General features: G+C 53.5%; 19 protein-coding genes. 16 read left to right on the top strand and 3 right to left on the bottom strand.

The genetic code is table 11. The annotated features are described in order from the left end of the window. The first annotated feature begins 10 nt into the window (after window positions 1–10). The 5 genes from RAC89_RS11930 (at window position 11) to RAC89_RS11910 (ending at window position 6,092) form a co-directional block, all read left to right on the top strand. Window positions 11–1,972, top strand: a complete 1,962-nt coding sequence (locus RAC89_RS11930; protein ID WP_306613725.1) for a DHH family phosphoesterase — start codon at window positions 11–13, stop codon at window positions 1,970–1,972. Beyond that, a complete protein-coding gene (gene rplI / locus RAC89_RS11925; protein WP_284643007.1) occupies window positions 1,969–2,415 on the top strand; it encodes a 50S ribosomal protein L9 in 447 nt (148 codons plus the stop codon). The genes RAC89_RS11930 and rplI overlap by 4 nt, the downstream gene beginning before the upstream one ends. A gap of 30 nt (window positions 2,416–2,445) precedes the next feature. Continuing rightward, window positions 2,446–3,804, top strand: coding sequence for a replicative DNA helicase (gene dnaB / locus RAC89_RS11920; RefSeq protein WP_372516686.1), 1,359 nt, complete (start codon window positions 2,446–2,448; stop codon window positions 3,802–3,804). Window positions 3,805–4,016: 212 nt separating this feature from the next. Then, a complete protein-coding gene (locus RAC89_RS11915) occupies window positions 4,017–5,300 on the top strand; it encodes an adenylosuccinate synthase (protein WP_306613723.1) in 1,284 nt (427 codons plus the stop codon). A gap of 144 nt (window positions 5,301–5,444) precedes the next feature. Next, window positions 5,445–6,092: a hypothetical protein gene (locus RAC89_RS11910; RefSeq protein ID WP_306613721.1), complete on the top strand. Its 648-nt coding sequence runs from the start codon at window positions 5,445–5,447 to the stop codon at window positions 6,090–6,092. Window positions 6,093–6,181: 89 nt separating this feature from the next. Here the strand turns inward: RAC89_RS11910 and RAC89_RS11905 are convergent, their stop codons facing one another. Next, entirely contained in the window at window positions 6,182–6,409 is a 228-nt protein-coding gene (locus RAC89_RS11905; protein WP_284643004.1) for a hypothetical protein, read from the bottom strand. Window positions 6,410–6,589: 180 nt separating this feature from the next. Between RAC89_RS11905 and RAC89_RS11900 the strand changes: the two genes are divergently transcribed. From RAC89_RS11900 to RAC89_RS11875, 6 genes are all read left to right on the top strand, one after another. Beyond that, a complete protein-coding gene (locus RAC89_RS11900; RefSeq protein ID WP_306613719.1) occupies window positions 6,590–8,161 on the top strand; it encodes a M23 family metallopeptidase in 1,572 nt (523 codons plus the stop codon). 137 nt (window positions 8,162–8,298) lie between these two features. Beyond that, complete coding sequence (gene yycF, locus RAC89_RS11895; RefSeq protein WP_306613716.1) at window positions 8,299–9,045, top strand: response regulator YycF; 747 nt, start codon at window positions 8,299–8,301, stop codon at window positions 9,043–9,045. A gap of 4 nt (window positions 9,046–9,049) precedes the next feature. Then, window positions 9,050–10,894 carry a cell wall metabolism sensor histidine kinase WalK gene (gene walK / locus RAC89_RS11890; RefSeq protein ID WP_372516685.1) on the top strand — a complete coding sequence of 615 codons (1,845 nt, stop codon included), beginning with the start codon at window positions 9,050–9,052 and terminating at the stop codon, window positions 10,892–10,894. Then, window positions 10,891–12,174, top strand: coding sequence for a YycH family regulatory protein (locus RAC89_RS11885; RefSeq protein WP_306613714.1), 1,284 nt, complete (start codon window positions 10,891–10,893; stop codon window positions 12,172–12,174). Before walK ends, RAC89_RS11885 begins: the two co-directional genes overlap by 4 nt. A 24-nt stretch (window positions 12,175–12,198) precedes the next feature. Then, the gene (gene yycI / locus RAC89_RS11880; protein WP_306613712.1) at window positions 12,199–12,927 is read left to right on the top strand and encodes a two-component system regulatory protein YycI; all 729 of its coding nucleotides are present in this window, start codon (window positions 12,199–12,201) and stop codon (window positions 12,925–12,927) included. 83 nt (window positions 12,928–13,010) lie between these two features. Then, complete coding sequence (locus RAC89_RS11875; RefSeq protein WP_306613710.1) at window positions 13,011–13,814, top strand: MBL fold metallo-hydrolase; 804 nt, start codon at window positions 13,011–13,013, stop codon at window positions 13,812–13,814. On the opposite strand, the gene RAC89_RS11870 is transcribed toward RAC89_RS11875, so the two are convergent. After that, window positions 13,783–14,052, bottom strand: a complete 270-nt coding sequence (locus RAC89_RS11870; RefSeq protein ID WP_306613708.1) for a hypothetical protein — start codon at window positions 14,050–14,052, stop codon at window positions 13,783–13,785. The genes RAC89_RS11875 and RAC89_RS11870 overlap by 32 nt on opposite strands. 267 nt (window positions 14,053–14,319) lie before the next feature. Between RAC89_RS11870 and RAC89_RS11865 the strand changes: the two genes are divergently transcribed. From RAC89_RS11865 to rlmH, 3 genes are all read left to right on the top strand, one after another. Beyond that, on the top strand, window positions 14,320–15,573 hold the full coding sequence (locus tag RAC89_RS11865; protein WP_306613706.1) for a S1C family serine protease: 1,254 nt from the start codon (window positions 14,320–14,322) through the stop codon (window positions 15,571–15,573). A 166-nt stretch (window positions 15,574–15,739) separates the two neighbouring features. Then, the gene (locus RAC89_RS11860; RefSeq protein WP_284642997.1) at window positions 15,740–15,907 is read left to right on the top strand and encodes a CxxH/CxxC protein; all 168 of its coding nucleotides are present in this window, start codon (window positions 15,740–15,742) and stop codon (window positions 15,905–15,907) included. 110 nt (window positions 15,908–16,017) lie between these two features. Then, a complete protein-coding gene (gene rlmH, locus RAC89_RS11855) occupies window positions 16,018–16,497 on the top strand; it encodes a 23S rRNA (pseudouridine(1915)-N(3))-methyltransferase RlmH (protein ID WP_284642996.1) in 480 nt (159 codons plus the stop codon). A gap of 259 nt (window positions 16,498–16,756) precedes the next feature. On the opposite strand, the gene RAC89_RS31655 is transcribed toward rlmH, so the two are convergent. Next, on the bottom strand, window positions 16,757–17,455 hold the full coding sequence (locus RAC89_RS31655) for a DUF7002 family protein (RefSeq protein ID WP_373429908.1): 699 nt from the start codon (window positions 17,453–17,455) through the stop codon (window positions 16,757–16,759). A 530-nt stretch (window positions 17,456–17,985) separates the two neighbouring features. Between RAC89_RS31655 and RAC89_RS11850 the strand changes: the two genes are divergently transcribed. Continuing rightward, complete coding sequence (locus RAC89_RS11850; RefSeq protein WP_306613702.1) at window positions 17,986–18,459, top strand: MarR family winged helix-turn-helix transcriptional regulator; 474 nt, start codon at window positions 17,986–17,988, stop codon at window positions 18,457–18,459. Further along, window positions 18,452–19,045: a hypothetical protein gene (locus RAC89_RS11845; RefSeq protein WP_306613700.1), complete on the top strand. Its 594-nt coding sequence runs from the start codon at window positions 18,452–18,454 to the stop codon at window positions 19,043–19,045. Before RAC89_RS11850 ends, RAC89_RS11845 begins: the two co-directional genes overlap by 8 nt. Window positions 19,046–19,208: the final 163 nt, after the last annotated feature.

Raw genomic sequence — 19,208 nt, 5'->3', positions numbered from 1 at the left:
GTCGAATGAAATGCCGAAGTTCCTGTTGAAGCGATGGCACGGGATGCATATCGTTTGGATATTCGCTTTGCTCACGCTCTTGATATTTATTTTGTTTCTATACAATTGGGTGATCAGCGTGATCGCCCTGTTTCTATGCGCGGCGCTTGTTTACTTCACGGTTCAGGCGGAGCAGGCTTTCCGCAAGGATTTGAACGAGTATGTCACGACGCTGTCGCATCGAGTGAAGCGGGCGGGCAGTGAAGTCATTCATGAGCTGCCCCTCGGGATTTTGCTGTACAGCGAGGATAAGGTCATCGAGTGGCATAATCCGTTCGTAGCCAAAATGCTGGGGGAGGATTCCCTAATCGGCGAATCGCTGCTGGAGATGTTCCCGGGACTGAAGAACCGGAAGGAGAAAGAGCTGAAGCTGGAGCTGACCGTCGGTAAGAGCATCTACGAGGTGCAGATCAAGCCGGATGAGAGGCTGCTTTATTTCCGTGAAATCACGGCCTTCAAAACGCTCGCCTCCCGCTATGAAGAAGAAAAGCTGGCCATCGGTATCGTCATGATGGACAACCTGGAGGAAGCGACGCAGGGGATGGACGACCAGACCCGCAGCATTATGATGGCCAAGGTGACGGGAGAAATCTCCGAATGGGCGCAGAAGAATAACATTTATTTGCGCCGAACCGCTTCCGACAGATATTTGGTTTTGATGGACCAAAAGGCGCTCAAGTCGCTGGAGCAGTCGCGCTTTGAAATTCTGGATGAGGTCAGAGACATCACCATCGAGAATAAGCTGCCGATGACGCTCAGCGTCGGAATCGCTTCAGGCTCGACGTCGCTGACGGAGCTTGGGCTGTGGGCGCAGACGAGCTTGGATATGGCGCTGGGCCGCGGCGGCGACCAGGCGGCGGTCAAGGTAGGCGAGCGGCTGTCGTTCTACGGCGGACGAACGAATGCTGTGGAGAAGCGAACCCGCGTAAGAGCGAGGGTCATCTCGCATGCCTTAAGAGACTTAATCAAGGACAGCGACAAGGTCATCATTATGGGCCATCGCATACCGGATATGGATTCCATCGGCGCTGCGATCGGTGTGCTCAAAATGGCGCACATCAGCAATAAAGAGGGCTATATTGTGCTGGAGGGCGTCAATCCGTCGATCCAGAAGCTGATGGAGACATTGTATGAGGACGAAAAGCTGAACCGTTGGTTTATTACGCCGGAGCAGGCGCTGCAGATCACGAACAGCCGATCCTTAGCCGTGGTGGTGGATACGCACAAGGCCTCTATGGTGGCCGAGCCGAAGCTGCTGCAGCTGACGCACCGCAAGTTTGTGGTCGACCATCACCGCAGAAGCGAGGAGTTCATTCACGACGCGACGCTGGTGTACATGGAGCCTTACGCTTCTTCCACCTGTGAGCTCGTGACGGAGCTGCTGCAGTACTTCCACGAGCGGATGACCATGGGCGTCCTCGAGGCGACGGCGCTGCTGGCCGGGATCGTGGTGGACACGCGAAGCTTCAGCCTTCGCACCGGCGCACGGACGTTCGAAGCGGCATCCTTCCTTCGTCGCAACGGGGCGGACTCCTCCTTGATTCAGCGGCTGCTGAAGGAGGACTTGGACGCTTACATCAAGAAAGCGGAGATGGTGAAGAACGCGGTCGTCATCTACGACCACATTGCGCTTGCCGTCACGGAGCCGGGACGTAAATATTCTCAGTTGCTGATTGCCCAGGTAGCTGATACATTGTTAACTATGACAGGCATTATGGCGTCCTTCGTGATTAGCGAACGCCCGGACGGCATGATTGGCATTAGCGCCCGTTCCTTAGGCCAGATGAATGTCCAGGTCGTGATGGAACGGATGGGCGGCGGCGGACATTTAACGAATGCCGCAACCCAAATGGAAGGCACAATTGGGGAAGCAACACAAAAATTAAAGCAAATTTTGAGTGAGATACATGCAGAGGAGGGGCTTTTCGAATGAAGGTTATTTTCTTGAAAGATGTGAAGGGTCAAGGCAAGAAGGGTGAAATCAAAGAGGTATCCGAGGGCTATGCACAAAACTTCCTATTCAAGCAACAGCTGGCGGCGCCGGCAAGCCAGGGTGCGGTAAAGACACTGGAGAATCAGAAGAAAGCCGAAGACAAAAAGAAGGCACAGGAGAAGGCGGACGCGCAGGAGCTGGCACGGAAGCTGGAGGAGCTGAGTGTGCAGGTGAAGGCGAAGTCGGGAGCGGACGGACGTCTGTTCGGAGCGGTTTCGAACAAGCAGGTAGCCGAGGCATTGGAGAAAATGGGCTACAAGCTGGACAAACGCAAAATTGTCATGGATGAGCCGATCAAAACACTGGGCGTGACCGAGCTGGTCTTGAAGCTCCATCCGGAAGTGACCGGTAAGCTGAAGGTTCATGTTGTCGAAGAGAAGTAAGCTTAGCTTGATCCTGGGGAGGAGACGGACATGAGCATGAACAACGAGCTAATGTTTACAGATCGCATCCCTCCGCAAAATCTGGAAGCCGAGCAGGCGGTGCTCGGCGCTATTTTGCTTGACGGCGACGCGCTGGTAACGGCGATGGAGCGCATCAACAGCGACGACTTCTACCGCGGTGCGCATCAGTTGATCTACGAAGCGATGATCGAGATCGCGGAGGCGAACGAGCCGGTAGACCTGGTGACGCTGACGGCCCGGCTGCAGGACAAGAAGCAGCTGGAGGAGGTCGGCGGCATCAAGTATTTGTCGGAGCTTGCGAATGCGGTTCCGACGGCGGCCAATGTCGATTATTATGCGCAAATCGTCGAAGAGAAATCGTTGCTTCGCCGCTTGATTCGCACGGCTACGCAAATCGTCAGCAACGGCTATGCCAGCGAGGACGAAGTCGGCATGCTGCTCAGCGACGCGGAGCACCGCATTATGGAGATCTCGCAGCGGCGCTCGGGCAGCGGCTTCATTGCCATCCGCGATGTGCTGATGGAGGTCTTCGACAAGGTGGAGTTCCTCTACAACCAGAAGGGCAGTACGACGGGGATCAAGTCCGGCTTCACCGACTTGGACAAGATGACGTCCGGCTTCCAGCGCTCGGACTTGATTATCGTGGCGGCCCGTCCTTCGGTAGGTAAGACGGCGTTCGCCCTGAACATCGCGCAAAATATCGGCGTGCGGGAAAAAGAAACCGTTGCCATCTTTTCCCTCGAGATGGGTGCAGCACAGCTGGTACAGCGTATGATCTGCGCCGAGGCCAATGTCGATGCGGGACGGATGCGGACAGGCTTCCTGGAGCCGGACGATTGGGAGAAGCTGACGATGGCGATCGGTTCGCTGTCCGAGGCGAACATCTATATCGACGATTCTCCTTCCGTAACCGTAGCGGACATTCGCGCCAAGTGCCGAAGGCTGAAGAAGGAGAAAGGACTCGGGATGATCCTGATCGATTACCTCCAGCTGATTCACGGGCGAGGTAAAGGAGATAATCGTCAGCAAGAGGTCTCCGAGATCTCCCGTACGCTCAAGCAGATCGCTCGTGAGCTGGACGTGCCGGTTATCGCCCTGTCCCAGCTCAGCCGGGGCGTGGAGCAGCGGCAGGACAAACGTCCGATGATGTCCGACCTTCGGGAATCCGGTTCGATCGAGCAGGATGCCGATATCGTAGCGTTCCTATACCGGGATGACTACTACGATAAGGAATCGGAAAAGAAGAACATCATCGAAATTATTATCGCTAAGCAGCGTAACGGTCCGGTTGGCACCGTGGAGCTGGCGTTCCTTAAAAACTTTAATAAATTTGTGAGTCTGGACCGGACGCATCATGAATCGGCTTAGGTGACATGCTATACGGTGAAAGCAGCCTGTTTCCGAACGAAGCGGCTGCAATCGCCTTACATATGAGGACATTTTCCGAACAATGATATTGGGGGTTTTATCATTGTTCGTTTTTATTGACTTTAACGCACTGCACTGCTACACTAGTTAGGGTGCTTATGCGCCTGAAAGCTAATATTAGGTGAAAATTCCACCTGACGGAGGAATGCAATATGTCAACGGTAGTGGTAGTCGGAACCCAGTGGGGCGACGAGGGAAAAGGGAAAATTACCGATTTCTTAGCGGAATCTGCTGAGGTTGTTGCTCGTTATCAAGGCGGTAACAATGCAGGACATACGATCCTGATCGAAGGAAAGAAATACAAGCTGACGATGATTCCATCGGGCATTTTCTATGAAGATAAAATTTGTGTAATCGGTAATGGCATGGTCATCAACCCGGGTGCCCTGCTGGAAGAGATTCAATATATTCATGACAACGGTTTTACGACGAACAACTTGAAGATCAGCGACCGGGCGCATGTCATCATGCCGTACCATCTGCTGCTCGACGGCTTGGAGGAAGAGCGCAAGGGCGATAACAAGATCGGTACGACCCGCAAAGGGATCGGCCCTTGTTACATGGATAAAGCGGCCCGTAACGGCATCCGGATCGCGGACCTGATGGACGCAGAAGAGTTCGAGCTGAAGGTTCGTCATTTGGTGAAGGAGAAGAACGTACTGATCGAGCAGGTGTATGGCTCCAAGGGTTTGGATGCGGACTCGATTATCCAAGAATACCTGGGCTATGCCGAGAAGATCCGTCCGTATGTAGCGGACACGTCCGTTATTTTGAACGATCTGATCGATGAGGACCGCAAGGTGCTGTTCGAAGGTGCGCAGGGCGTGATGCTCGATATCGACCAAGGTACGTATCCGTACGTTACCTCCTCGAATCCATCGGCCGGCGGCGTATGTATCGGTTCCGGTGTAGGACCTTCGAAGATTCAGCAAATTATCGGTGTAGCGAAGGCTTACACAACCCGCGTAGGCGACGGTCCGTTCCCGACGGAGCAAAACAACGAGACAGGCGACTGGATTCGTGAACGCGGCAACGAGTACGGCACCGTAACAGGCCGTCCGCGCCGTGTAGGCTGGTTCGACAGCGTTGTTGTTCGTCATGCTCGCCGAGTGAGCGGAATTACGGGCTTGTCCTTGAACTCCATCGATGTATTGTCCGGTCTGGAGACCGTAAAGATTTGTACCGCCTACAAATACCGCGGCGAAGTAATCGAGCACTATCCGGCAAGCCTGAAAATGTTGGCCGAGTGTGAAGCGGTATATGAGGAAATGCCGGGCTGGAGCGAGGATATTTCCAATGTGCGCACGCTGGACGAACTGCCGGCGAACGCAAGACGTTATGTGGATCGCGTATCCGAGCTGACGGGCATTCCGATCGCCATCTTCTCCGTAGGCCGCAACCGCGAGCAGACGAACCAAGTAAAGCCTATTTTCTAATAAAGCCAAGCAGGCTCCCGAGCCAAGTCCGATCCGAATCGGACGGGGAACGGGGGCTTTTTTCTTTGCCCGGACGGATTGTTTTCCCAGAAAAAAGTGAATACTGAGGGGGGAGAACTTTCAAATCGGGCAGGAGATGACAGGATGAAACTAATGCTATGGCTCGCAAAGCTGGCGGTTAGCGCCGTAGTGACCTCGCTTTGCTGTTTGGCACTGACATTCTTTGCAGTGAATTCCTACGTAGATCTATTATTGGAGCAGTATCATATTCCAAGGCAGGCCGGTCAGTCGATTCAGTGGAATCAACTGGTATCCCATATGGCGAAGCAATTCGATTCGATGGTGGGCATGGGGGGAAGCGGGAAGCCGCCTGCGGATCGAGAGGTAGCTGCGGTGAGCGGCAATCCGACGGATGAGAAGAAGCAGGAGCGTACGGGCACGGAAACCGGAGGGCAGACGCCGAAGCCCAGCAGCACGACTGAACGAAAGCCGCCGGAGGATGCGGTTGCGGTATGGAGCCGTCAATCGGTGTCCTCAATGACCTCGGAGGAAGACCGGAAGGTTGTCGTTTCGGGAGAGGAATTCGCAAAGAAGAAGGACGAGCTCACGCAGGAGCAGAAGAATAAAATTTTCAGCGTGATCTCGAAGCTTCCCCAGGAGGATATTCAGTATATATCCAAGCTCATGGAGAATGGCATTACAGCGTCGGAGCTGAAAGAGCTGGAGCAGATCCTGCAGAAGCGGCTGCAGCCGGAAGAGTATGCGGATCTATTAAAGCTGTTGAAGCCGTAATGGCGGCTTAAGATAAACAGGATTACTGGAAGGCTCTCAGGTGATCCTGTTTTTTGCATACAAGTCGAAGAAAGCAAAACGGACAGCTCCTAGAGCTGCCCGCCATACCGGGAAATCGTATCGGCCGCCTGCTCGCGGCGAGAGGATTCCACCACAACCTCCAGCTTGTACCCCTGAACCATACCGTACGGAGCCAAGTCCTTGCTGAATTCTACGACCTCGTCGAGACGTATATCGATAGCGCCTTGAGCTCTTAATGCTTCGACCGCTTGTTCCCGAATCTGCGGATTGGGAAAGGCCGCGCACAAACTTTCCATTGATTAACTTCACACTCCTGTCAGATTTCCAGCTAAAAATGTGACAAAATATACGAAAATGTTGAAAAAAGTAGAGTTGGTATGGTAAATTTATTAAGGAGTTTAAGCACAGTGGTTATTGTCCCAATTTTAGGTGTTTTTATGTGCGCAGCAGAAAAAACGGCTTAAAAGGAGAAGAAGATGACAGTTTTCAGGGGAATGGGTAAGATCAAGGACGTGCTGGATAAGGCCAAGCAGCGCTGGTCCGCGATTCGAACTCACAGCTTGACTGGCAAGCTAGGGGTTAAACCAGTGGGTAAAGAACAAGTGAAGGCATCAGCCTTGAGTTTAAAGATGAAGGTACTAACACATAAATGGACGTTATTGAAATCGGTATCGGCGCTCAGCTTGGTAGCTGCTTCGGTGTGGAGCGGCAATCAATATGTGCAGGCGCAGATGACGGATTATTATCATGTCCTTGTGAACGGTACGCCAATCGGGATCGTCAGCGATCCGCAGAAAGTTGAGACCTTCAAGGAAGAGAAGAAGAAGCAGTTGGCTCAAAGCCGTACCGATGTGCAAATGGCCGTAGAGTCTCCTGACATCACATTTACGCGTGAAAGGGCTTTCAAACCACGGACCGAGGAGCAGGAAGTGCTAGGTAAGCTGGAGGGCTTTTTTACAGCTTATCCGGTAGGTGTAGAGGTGCTGGTAGACGGAAAGCGCATGGGGATTTTGAAGGACCAGGAGACGGCGCAGAAGATGCTGGAGCAGATCAAGGCGACGGCACTGGATTCGCTGCAAAAGAAGAAGGAGCCGGGTAAGGTAGGCATTCTGTCGGCATCCTCAGCCTCAAGTGCACCTGTAGAAAGCGAGCTGCTGAAGGCAGAGTTCAAGCAGCAGGTAGAGCTGCAGGAAATTCCGATAGAACCGTCGGAGCTTGTGCAGCCGGACGAGCTTCGGAAGAAGCTGGAGACCGGCGATGTGCAGCCAACCAAGTATACGGTAGAGCAGGGCGACTGCTTGGGCTGTATCGCGAAGAAATTCAACATTCCTAAGCAAGTGATTTATCAGAACAATCCATCCATTACTGGAGATTTCATAAAAGCAGGTCAGCAGCTCGACTTGACGGTACTGCAGCCTACCTTAGCTGTGCGCACGGTGGAGAAGGTTGTAGAGAATCAAGAGATTCAATATGAGACGGAATATCAAACGGATGATTCGCTGCGCCTTGGGACGATACAGACGATCACTCCGGGGAAAAACGGGCTGAAGAAGGTGACCATTCAGCTTACGAAGGTGAACGGCCTGCTCGAAGAAGAAGAGGTTCTTAGCGAGGAGATCATTGACCAGCCGGTGAAGGCGGTAGCGAAGAAGGGTACGAAGGTCGTCAAAGGCGAGGGTACAGGTAAATTCGCTTGGCCGGTCGTCGGCTCGTCCATCAGCAGTACGTTCGGAACACGTTGGGGCGCGCTGCACAAGGGAATTGACTTGACGGGCAATCGCAACATCCTTGCTTCCGATAACGGGAAGGTCATTTTTGCGGGAGTGAAGGACGGTTACGGCAATGCAATCATTCTTGATCATATGAACGGTTATAAGACGCTGTACGGACACCTTAGCCAAATCTCCGTAACGAACGGCAAGATTGTGGAGAAGGGCGAGAAGATCGGCATCATGGGAAGCACCGGCAACTCGACGGGAGTGCATTTGCACTTCGAGATCCAACGGAACAATACACCTGAGAATCCGCTGAAATATTTGAACCGATAAACGCCGGGCAGTACAACAGGAGAGAGACATGGAAGTCGTAGGGAAACGACGCTTCCGTGTCTCTTTTTGCATAGGGATGTGGTAAAATAGATCAATAGAGAGAAAGGGTCAACCCTTGAATAGGCAGGTGACTTGGTATGGCGAAAATCTTGGTAGTAGACGACGAGCAGCCGATCGCAGATATATTGAAATTCAATTTGGAAAAAGAGGGCCACGAGGTGGTCTGCGCCTATGACGGAGGGAAAGCGGTAGAGCTGGCCTTCTCGGAGCAGCCGGACTTGATCCTGCTGGATCTGATGCTGCCGGTGAAGGACGGCATGGACGTATGCCGGGAGGTCCGGACAAGGCTGAATACGCCGATCATTATGCTTACAGCGAAGGACAATGAGATCGATAAGGTGCTCGGGCTGGAGCTTGGGGCCGACGATTATGTCACGAAGCCGTTCGGGACGAGGGAGCTGCTCGCCAGGGTGAAGGCGCATCTGCGCAGACAGGCGAATCAGCAGCCCGTAGCTGCCGAGACGGCCACGAGCACAGGGTCTTCGGAAGGCGACGGGCGGCAGGGCATATGGCTGCAGAGCCTTTTTATCGACACGGATATGTATGTGGTGTATAAGGACGGCAATCCGCTGGATTTGACCCACCGGGAATTCGAGCTGGTGCAGTATATGGCGAAGAACAGCGGGAAAGTCATGACGCGCGAGCATCTGCTGCAGGCGGTGTGGGGCTTCGAGTATTTCGGCGACGTGCGGACGGTCGATGTGACGATTCGCAGGCTGCGGGAGAAGCTCGAGGATGATCCGAGCCGGCCGGAATATATCATTACGAGGCGCGGTCTCGGTTATATGATGAAGAGCTCCAAATTCGGCTCCGGGGGCTTCTGAGGCGATGATGATGCGGGTTATGCGCTTCTTCCAATCGATTCAAGCGAAGCTGATTATTATTTATGTATTGCTCATCCTGATCGCTATGCAGCTGATCGGGGTGTATTTTATTCGGACGCTGGAGAGCTATTTCAAGAACGATTTCATCGATTCGCGGAATAAGCAGGCGCAGCTGCTGGCGCAGTATGTGGAGACGTATTTGGCGAAGGAGAGCCAGGAGACGAAGGCGGCTGACCCCCAGAAGTCTTATACGGACCTGGATAATGTGGTCAACAATCTGTTCGCGATCAGCAAGACGGAAATTCAAGTCATCGATGCGAACGGCATGATTCTGTCGATTTCGCACAATGCCAACCGGGCTGTTATCGGGCAGAAGAATACGCAGACCGAGGTCATTCGGGCGCTTCAGGGAATTAAGGATAATCAGCGGATGTTCCTCGATGTCGACGGCGCTTGGAAAATGGTCATCGCCACGCCCATCGGCTCCGGCATCAAGGTGTACGGCGCGGTGTTCATGATCGCCTCGATGGAAGACGTGTACGAGACGATGAACCAGATCAACCGCATGTTCATTTCGGGCACTTTGATCGCGTTGGTGCTGACGGCGCTGCTTGGGGTCATGCTTTCGGGGACGATTACAAGTCCGATTAAGCAGATCACGAAGCGGGCTACGGCCGTGGCGGAGGGACGCTTCGATGAGCCGGTACCGGTGCACGGCAACGATGAGATCGGGAAGCTCGGCCAAACGTTCAATTTCATGATGGAGCGGCTGCGCGAGGCGTTATCGCTCAACGAAGAGGAGAAGGAGAAGCTGGCTTCGATTCTGTCCAACATGAACGACGGGCTGATCGCGACGGACGAGAAAGGCCGGGTCATTGTGATCAACCGGAGGGCCAAGCACATCCTGCAGGTGAACGAGGATACGACGCTGGGAATGCAGCTAAGTGCTCTTCTCGGCACAACGCCGGAGGCTGTGAAGCAGATCGACGTGGAGGGAAATCGAGCTGCCATGCTGGAGTTCTGCCACGATGAGGACGAGGGACCGCTCTATGTGCGGGTCACGTTCACTACGATTCAGAGCAAGGGCAGAGGCTCGGCCGGAACGATCGCGGTGCTGCAGGACGTAACCGATCAGGAGAAGCTGGAGATGTCCCGCCGCGAATTCGTAGCGAACGTCTCCCATGAGCTGAGGACGCCGCTGACAACCATTAAGAGTTACCTGGAAGCGCTTGAGGATGGAGCGATCGAGGAGCCGCAGCTGGCGGAGAAGTTCGTCAGCGTAGCCCGCAACGAGACGGAGCGGATGATCCGGCTCGTTACGGACCTGCTGCAGCTGTCCAGGCTGGACTCCAAGCAGGCCATTATCAATAAGGAATCCACGGACGTGGAGGAGATGCTGGAGGAGGTTGCCGACCGCTTCTCCTTCCAGATGGAACAGCGCTCCATTGCGGTGGATATTCATGTGGAGCCGCAGGTCCGTGATATTGTGCTCGACCGTGACCGGATCGATCAGGTGCTCGATAATCTTATCTCGAATGCCATCAAGTATACGCCTGAGGGCGGCCATATTCGGATTCGGGCTGCTCGGACAGAAGCGCAGCTGCTGGAGATCTCGGTTCAGGATAACGGAATCGGAATACCCAAGAAGGATTTGACGAGAATTTTCGAGAGATTCTACCGTGTTGATAAAGCGAGGTCGCGCAGTATGGGCGGTACGGGGCTTGGCTTATCCATTGCCCGGGAAATTGTGAAGGCCCACGGCGGAACGATCGTACTGGAATCGGAATTTGGTCAGGGTACTAAGGTCACGTTCACCCTGCCTTACGTGCAGGAGGTGACGGCGGTATGATCTACGAGAAGCTGAAGACGGCTGCCTTAACGCTGCTGGTGCTGCTTAGTCTCCTGCAGAGCTACATGCTGGCCTACAGCGACCCGAATCCGGAGCCGGTAACCCGCGAGGAGTATGTGAAGACCGATCAGCTCGGTCCGCAGGCGAAGCTTGAGGATTTATTGTTTCCCGATCATCTGGTGCTGCATTTGGGCAACGCCACGCACACTGTAGTGTATCCGAACACGAAGCTGTACGGGCAGATCGTGGAGACCGTAAACCAACGTTGGCTGGAGGGCTTCCGTAAGGTGAGCGCTTCGTCTCTTGGGATCAACTGGGATGACGTCCGGATGAAGCAGCAGGGTGTGGAGATTCATTTTCGCGACGGGATTCCGATGAAGGTCTTGGGTGAGGTCATGCAGCTCAAGGGCGAGATTCCTGCGGACGCGGATTTGATTACACGGATCTGGCTGTACGCCAAGGATGCCAACGAGGTACGGACGATTCTGTTCACGGATACGACGAGCACGGTGTATGAAGTCGGAAAGGCCGATTTTACCGTGAAGGATATTGAGCGTTTCGTGACGGTAGGAGAGGAATATATTCCTTATAAGGCTACAAGCGGGGAGATTTATTTGCCCTTGAAGCCGCTGAATGTATCTGCCTATCGGATGCCTTTCACGCAGTTCTCGGCGGAGCAGCTCAAGCGAAGCTTCTTCGTCGATCCGGCGATAACGAGGAACCTGGCGGACCGGGACGGATCGGAGATTTATACCGACGGGAAGCGGGGGCTGCAGCTCAAGACAGGCCAGCACTGGTTGACGTATTCCGACCCGGTGGTGCCGGTGGAGGGGCGTATTGATGTGATGGAGAACCTGACCTCGGCGGTGCAGTTCGTGAATCAGCATGGCGGCTGGTACGGGACCTACACGGTTCAGCGGGTGCCGCAGCGGGTGCTTCCGGTGAATCAGGCGTTCATCTTCCGTCAGTATTACGAATCCTTCCCGGTGATCAATCAGAAATCGGATCAGCAGGGCTTTATTAAGCTGGCTTTGCAAAAAGGGATCGTTACGAACTATGAGCGATCTACGATCATCCCGGACTTACGGGCTGCGAGTCGCAAGGATGCGCAGCTGGCCGGCGGTGAGGCGCTTGAGGAGAAGCTGAAGGAATATTCGAAGCGAAATACGGTGTACTCCGTTTTCCCGGCGTATCGAATGAATGTAGTCGATCAGGCTGTCGAGCTGGTACCGGCGTGGACGGTGGAGCTGCGGGACGGTTCGTATGAGTTTATGGAGTGAGGAAGGGAGGACGGAGGCGCACGAATGGATTGGAGCCGAGCGAAAACGATATTGATTTTCTCGTTCCTGCTGCTGAATGTGGTGCTGGCGTTCCAGCTGTGGTCGAGCCGGTCCGATCTTCTGGAACTGGAGGCGAACCCGAGCACGGCGGTGGAGGAAGTGCAGCGTCTCTTGAAGAGCAAGAACATTACCGTGCCGGTAGATCTGCCGAAGGATGTTCCAAGGCTGAAGGAGATCGTGGCGCGCTTCGATGAATCGATTCCCCCGGACCGGATGAATGCGCTGAAGACGCCTTTCCGTCTCAACCCGCTGATTAGCGGAAAGGGGACCGTGAAGGACATCATGTCGCGAACGGGCATTCCGAAGGCGGATACGTACCAGTTCGATCCAGTGATGAGCGGGAATGGAACGTATATTTTTAACCAGATGTATGGGAATTTACCGATGTTCGAGGTACAGCTGAAGCTGACGGAGAAAAACGGGCAGATCGTGTCCTACTCGCAGGGGTTGGTTGAAGTACAGCCGGAGAGCGAGCAGAAGGAGCAGAAGGTGATCTCTCCTTACATCGCTCTTCGCAGCTTGATTGAAACCTACTTGCCGGCTGGCTCAGTTATTACGAGCGTTCAGCTCGGCTATCACGGGCAGGTGTTCAACTCGCAGCAGCTGTATATGATTCCTTACTGGCGTGTATCGCTGGGGAACGGGGATCTGCCGTATTTTGTCCATGCGTTTACGGGTGCGGTGGATCGGTAAGGTTGGTAAGACCGGCAAGGCCAGGCAAGGAAAGTAAGATTGGGCAGGAAAACTAGCAGTGAATGCAGCAGGGAGTTATGGAGATGGGACTACGATTTACGGTGCTGGCCAGCGGGTCGACCGGCAATGCAATGGTGGTATCGAACGGGGAGTCGGCGGTGCTGGTCGATGCGGGCTTAAGTGCCAAGAAGATAGAGCAGCTGCTGAAGGAAAAGGAGATGTCGCCTAATCAGCTGCAGGGCATTCTGGTGACGCACGAGCACGCCGATCATATCAAAGGGCTGGGGGCGGTCGCACGCAAGTTCGATCTCCCCGTATATGCCAATGAGAAGACGTGGGAGGCGCTGGAGAAGCATATCGGTGAAATTGCCGATGAGAAGAAATGCGTGATGCAAACAGGCGAGATTCGCGATTTCGGCGAGCTGCAGGTGGAGTCCTACGGGATCTCGCATGACGCGGCGGAGCCGGTAGGGTATTGCTTCTACCACGAGGAGCAGAAGCTTAGCCTGGCCACGGACCTCGGGTATATGAGCTCGAAGGTGAAGGAGAAGATCCGGGACAGCGATGTGCTGGTGCTGGAGTCGAACCATGATATCGAGATGCTGCGCATGGGCCGCTATCCGTGGAACATTAAGCGGCGGATTCTCGGCGATATGGGCCACTTGTCCAATGAGGCGGCCGGCGAAGGGCTGGTTGAGGTCATGACCACGCGAACGAAGCGGGTGTACCTGGCGCACCTCAGCCGTGACCATAATTTAATGGATTTGGCCAGGCTGACGGTGAATAATGTATTAGAGGATAAGCTGGCGCCGGATGATTATCGGGCGAAGCTGATGGATACTTATTACGACCGTGCTACAGACTGGGATCGGCTGGATGAAGAGTGAACGAGACATCAAGCGCTTGTGCTTTGACCGCGAGCTCTTGGGCGGTGAAGACACCTTTGTCTATCAGCAGCTCGATCATCGCCGACAGGAGCAGTGAGTTCTGGTAATGGCCCTCCTTCAGGTCCGCGAGCTGGCCGATGAATTCAACTTCTTGCAGCGGGTTAGCGGCAAAGGCTGCAGGGATACGGTTGGCGCTGTTGAGGTTCGTATTCGTATTCGTATTCGTTGGAATGTTCATGGCGGAGGGGTCATCCTTTCGGGTTGTATTGTGTACTCTTATAGTTCTATTCTAGTCTAGTTGCTATGAAATCATTCCTATTCTTTTTTCTTTTTCTATCGTTTAAGAAAAACTGTTGCTATGTGATATGATCATTACTAGATTTGGATACAATGGAAAAAAAGAAAAGCCCCGCATGATTAGGGACAGGCGCGGAAGGGGTAATAAGCGGTAACGCGCATGCCTAACGGAAATAAGCAGCTTGCGGAAGAGAGGAGGGGCTGTAACGTGAGTCTGTTTGATGATGATTTTTATTCGACGAAAGCCCCGCGGCGGATGGAGTGGAAGCTTCCCGGCCGAGGATATTCAGGGGGAGCTCGGGTGCCTGCATGGATTGTGCCTGCACTAGGGGGAGCCTTGGTGACAGCGGTACTGTTCGGAGTGGGTAGTTTGTTCGGTGGAGAAGAAGCGGATGTAGCGCCGCAGCAGGCTACTGCGGTGATGGCGCCTCCTTCGGGCGGGTCATCAGGCTCGGGGAGCGCTGGCGCGGCTGTCGATGCGCAGAAGGCGTTCAGTGATTCGGTCGTGTCGGCGGCAGCGAAGGTATCACCTACGGTGGTGAGCATTATCGGCTCCAAGGAAGCGACCTCGGGGGGCCGCGGCGGCTCGGGCATGGGGCTCGGCTCCGGCGTCATGTTCTCGCGCGACGGCGATAAGGTTCGGATCGTGACGAACAATCACGTGGTCGAAGGCTTCACGAAGCTGGATGTCGTGATGATCACAGGTGAGCATCGCAGCGCCAAGCTGGTTGGACGCGATGCGATTACTGATTTGGCTGTGCTGGAGATGGACGGCAAAGATATTACCCAGCTTGCCGAGTTCGGTGACTCCGACGGGCTCAAGGCCGGGGAGACGGCCATCGCGGTCGGGAACCCCCTGGGATTGGGCTTTGCACCAACGGTTACCCGCGGGATCATCAGCTGGCCGAAGCGGACGATTCCGGTGTCTTTGAGCGGGGAAGGCGACTATGACTGGGAGATGGACGTCATTCAGACGGATGCGGCCATCAACCAGGGTAACAGCGGCGGCGCGCTCGTGAATTTGGAGGGCAAGGTGGTCGGCATCAATACGCTCAAGGTATCGGATATGGGCGTGGAGGGCTTGGGCTTCGCGATCCCGATCAATCAGGCGAAGACGATCGTGCAAACCCTCATCACGGAGCAGCGTGTGAAGCGCCCTTATATCGGCGTCGTGACGCAGGACCTGCAAGGCTTTAGTGGGGGGACGGAATCGCTGAAGCTGCCGGGGGACGTCAAGAAGGGGATCATCGTTCTGGATGCGCAAGGTCCGGCTAAGGATGCGGGACTGAAAACGAGCGATGTGATCGTAGAGCTCGACGGGAAGGCGGTCGACAGCACATTGTCGCTGCGGAAGTACATCTACGGGCAGAAGAAGGTCGGCGACAAAATGGCGATCACTTATTACCGCGCGGGGAAGAAAAATACCGTTAACGTGACGCTGGGTGAGATGAAGGAGCGGTAAGGGTTGAACAATGAGCACGGCGAGACTTGTGCTGTGCTGTACTGTGGTAAGAGATGGGTGCCACTTTTTGGTGCCTAAGAAGGTAGTAAAGCGGCGGTTTTTGGGGTAAACTAGCATTATAGGTACTGTTTATTTTTCATCTAGTCGTGACAAAGGGGTCTACTGCATGTACGTGGTTTGTAAAGAGCATTTGGAGCTGGCGATCGACATGTTCGTCGATGAATATGAGGATGCTCCGGATATTGTAGATTTAGAGAAGGTTCACTTTACGGCATGGGAGCCGCCGGCTTGCTGTGAGCGATGCGCGGCGGAGGGCCGGTTCTTGGTCGTATAAGGTGGGAGCGGGGGAGGCCTAGGGGTCTTCCTTTTTTGTTGTGTTGGAGTTTGGTAGAGGCATGGGGCCAGTGGGCACTATGGAGGAATAAAGAGAGATGGGGTCTGACAATGCATATTCAAATCGTTTCGGTCGGGAAGTTGAAGGAGGCGTATCTGGTTCAGGGGATTGCCGAGTATGTGAAGCGCCTTGGTCCTTATGCCAAGGTGCAGATTGTGGAGGTGCCCGATGAGAAGGCACCGGAGAGCATGAGCGCCGCGGAGGAGGCGCAGGTGCGTCAGCGCGAGGGCGAGCGCATCCTCGCGCAGCTTCGCGAGGGCGCCTACGTCGTGGCGCTCGCGATTGACGGCAAGCCGCTATCGAGCGAGGAGCTCGCTCGGCAGCTTGCCGATTTGGCCACCTATGGGCGAAGCCAGGTGGCTTTCGTGATCGGGGGCTCGCTAGGGCTGGCCCCCGAGGTGCTCGCCCGAGCCGAGCTGAAGCTCTCGTTCGGGCGCATGACCCTGCCGCACCAGCTGATGCGGCTTGTGCTGGTGGAGCAGGTGTATCGGGCGTTTAAGATTATGCGGGGGGAACCGTATCACAAGTAAGGGCAAGTTTTTCTGAAAATCCCACAATGGCGTCTTGTCGGGCATGGGTTCGGGATGGCTACGACCGGCATAAAAGTCGCGCAAACTGGCTGCTGCGAGCTTTTTGGGGTCACAGAACAATGCGGTATCTAGAGGGGAAAACCACGGTCTGGAGTAGCATCTTCTGCGTTTCGGGAGGCCTCCTTCGAGTAGGCTTTGGAACCGGACTTGTTGGAACGGGATGGGGTCGGACGAGCGGTCCGCCAGCTGTCTCTCCGACTCAATCTTGCCCCGTAGGTAACTGGATATCCTCTAATGATCTGTGTAGATGGACCCAGGATTTAGGCACATCTTTAGTTTCCGCACAGTATACGGCTTGAAGATAGGAGTGAAGAGATAAAACTGAATGGTGTATCATGATTTCATGGATTTGGGAGGGAATTCGGGGAACTAGTGAGTCTTCTCGTTTGCGAAACTCACCCAACGGTAAAAACATGCGGAGTGTTTTTCGGTAGGAAGTTCGTTTGGGATATCGTGGCATGCTTCCGGCGTCGTATTTGGAGAGGAGGACCTGGTCGTAATGATCGGATAAGAGAGGACAGGCATCCAATTGTAGGACGGCGAACTTCTCCAACGGTTCTCGTCGGGAGTACATATATAGCATTTGTTTACAGAGTCGCAGCGTAGGCCATAGGAAAACGTGTTGATCAAGGAATGATCGAAACTGGCTGATAGTCGTGTCAATATCCATCATTTCCGTTGAAATTTTGAGATGTGCGTTTAGAATCGCTGTATTTCCATTTATTTGATATCTTTCTTTGTCCGAGCGACGTTCACCTTTCGGATTCGGATGGATTACATTACTAGCGTAAAGCGTATTCGAATCGGCAATTGAGGCCAAATTATTGACCCTTGTGAAATGATACAGGGATTTTCGTACCGGTCCCTTTGTAATGTTCTGAACAATTTCTGTCTTCATACGAGCCTCCTCACGTACGGATTCTCCCCGCGTTTTTTGATAATGGCTATGTTAAATATTATCGTTGACTTTCAGTAAAATAAAACAGCAACGGTGAACAATTCTGGTTCTTCCCGGTTTTCGTCAGGCGTAATTCTGTTGCAGGTATCCTAACCTTGCCGTTATAGACAGCACGGAGAACCGTATCACAAGTAACAGCAAGTTTTTTGCAGGGGGAGTGAAGGGGGTTACCCTGAGCCAAATCCTTTGGAGAAGCTTGTTTGTGGGGTATGTGGCTGTCTTCTGAGGCAGACTGGGGAGAGCCGTCTGTGGAGGACGGCTCAGATGGTGAGGGTGTAGGCAGCAGCGAACTTTTGCCGAGGAATGGCAAAGCTCCTGCCACCGTTTGGGTGGATGGGGCTAATCCTGACACGCATGGACCATAAATGCTTGGTTAAGGAGCCTTCAACTTGCAGGGGGAATTTGGTTGTGTTACAATCGATGACATATCATCGATGACGTGTCATCGATTAAAGTTGGGAGGTCCTACTTTGAATCCTATTGAAGAATTGCGTTATTTGATACTAGCCGCCCAACGGGAAGGGAGCCGTACTTTTACGGAGCTTCTAAAGCCGTTGGGGCTGACGACCTCACAGAGTGAGGTGCTGCGGGTTCTCTACGACCATGAACCTTTATCACTTATTGAGGTGGGGCAGCTGTTGGTCTGTGAAACCGGAAGCCCCAGCCGGTTGGTGGGCCGAATGGTGGAAGCGGGACTTATAGAACAGAGGCAGTCTCCCTTCGATTCCAGAAAGGTCCAGCTTTCCTTAACGGAAAAGGGAAGAGACAGCGCAATAAAAATAAGGGACATCGAAAACCACTTCTATGGCACTCTGACGCCTATCCTTGAGGGCCAGCCTGTTAAGGACCTGATGGAACTTCTGTGGATTCAGGTGAAAGGGAAACCCACAGGCAATGCCTTGGCACTTCGGAAAGCTAAACAGGGGGAAAGTAGCAATGCTTGAGTCAATAACCCGCATGCTTAATAAATGGGGAACCTTAAAGACGGTATTGCCATTGCTGCTCCTGACCATAACCTTGATGGTCGTGGTCAATACCGTTCATTTGCCGATTACGGTGCCCCGAATCCAAGAGGTATCTCAAGGTGCGGATATACTCGACATGCATATTTTTTATTCGAAGACCGAAGTGTACTCGCTGCTTGAACAGCTGCAGCCTGAGGGACGCCGCGTTTACATCAAGCTGTTAATGGGATTCGATTTTGTCTTTCCCGCCTTGTATGCCATTACCTTCTCTCTAATAGTTAGCATGCTATATCGAAGCTCTGGGCGGCGGATAATCCTGACACTGGTTTGGTTGCCTCTTGTGGCTGGGGTCTTCGATTGGTCTGAAAATGTGAGCATCATTATGATCCTTCTAAAGTATCCTGTTACTAGCATTGCCGCTTATGCGGCGGGATTTTTGACTTTGGGGAAATGGATCTCAATTTGGCTTAGCTTGGGTGTCGTATTTGTGGGATTATGCTATAAGCTAACAAAGGTCTGTATTCTAAAAAACGATATTAGGAATAATGCTACAGCTAAAAAGTAGTCCATGGGCTATGAACCGTATTAAAGGTTTACTGTTCAGGGGATAATTGGTTGGTCATAAGATGGCGAAATCTATTAAATTTAATCGTAAGGCATCCTCGTCAAATCCATCGAAAATACAGCAATCCCGCATCTAATTGAATGCGGGATTGCTGCGTTCTATA

Origin of the sequence: Paenibacillus sp. GD4 (assembly GCF_030846225.1) — a bacterium.
Lineage (GTDB): Bacteria > Bacillota > Bacilli > Paenibacillales > NBRC-103111 > Paenibacillus_G > Paenibacillus_G silviterrae.
The sequence above is the reverse complement of the archived record's forward strand: the minus strand, read 5'-3'. Positions and strand labels throughout refer to the sequence as shown.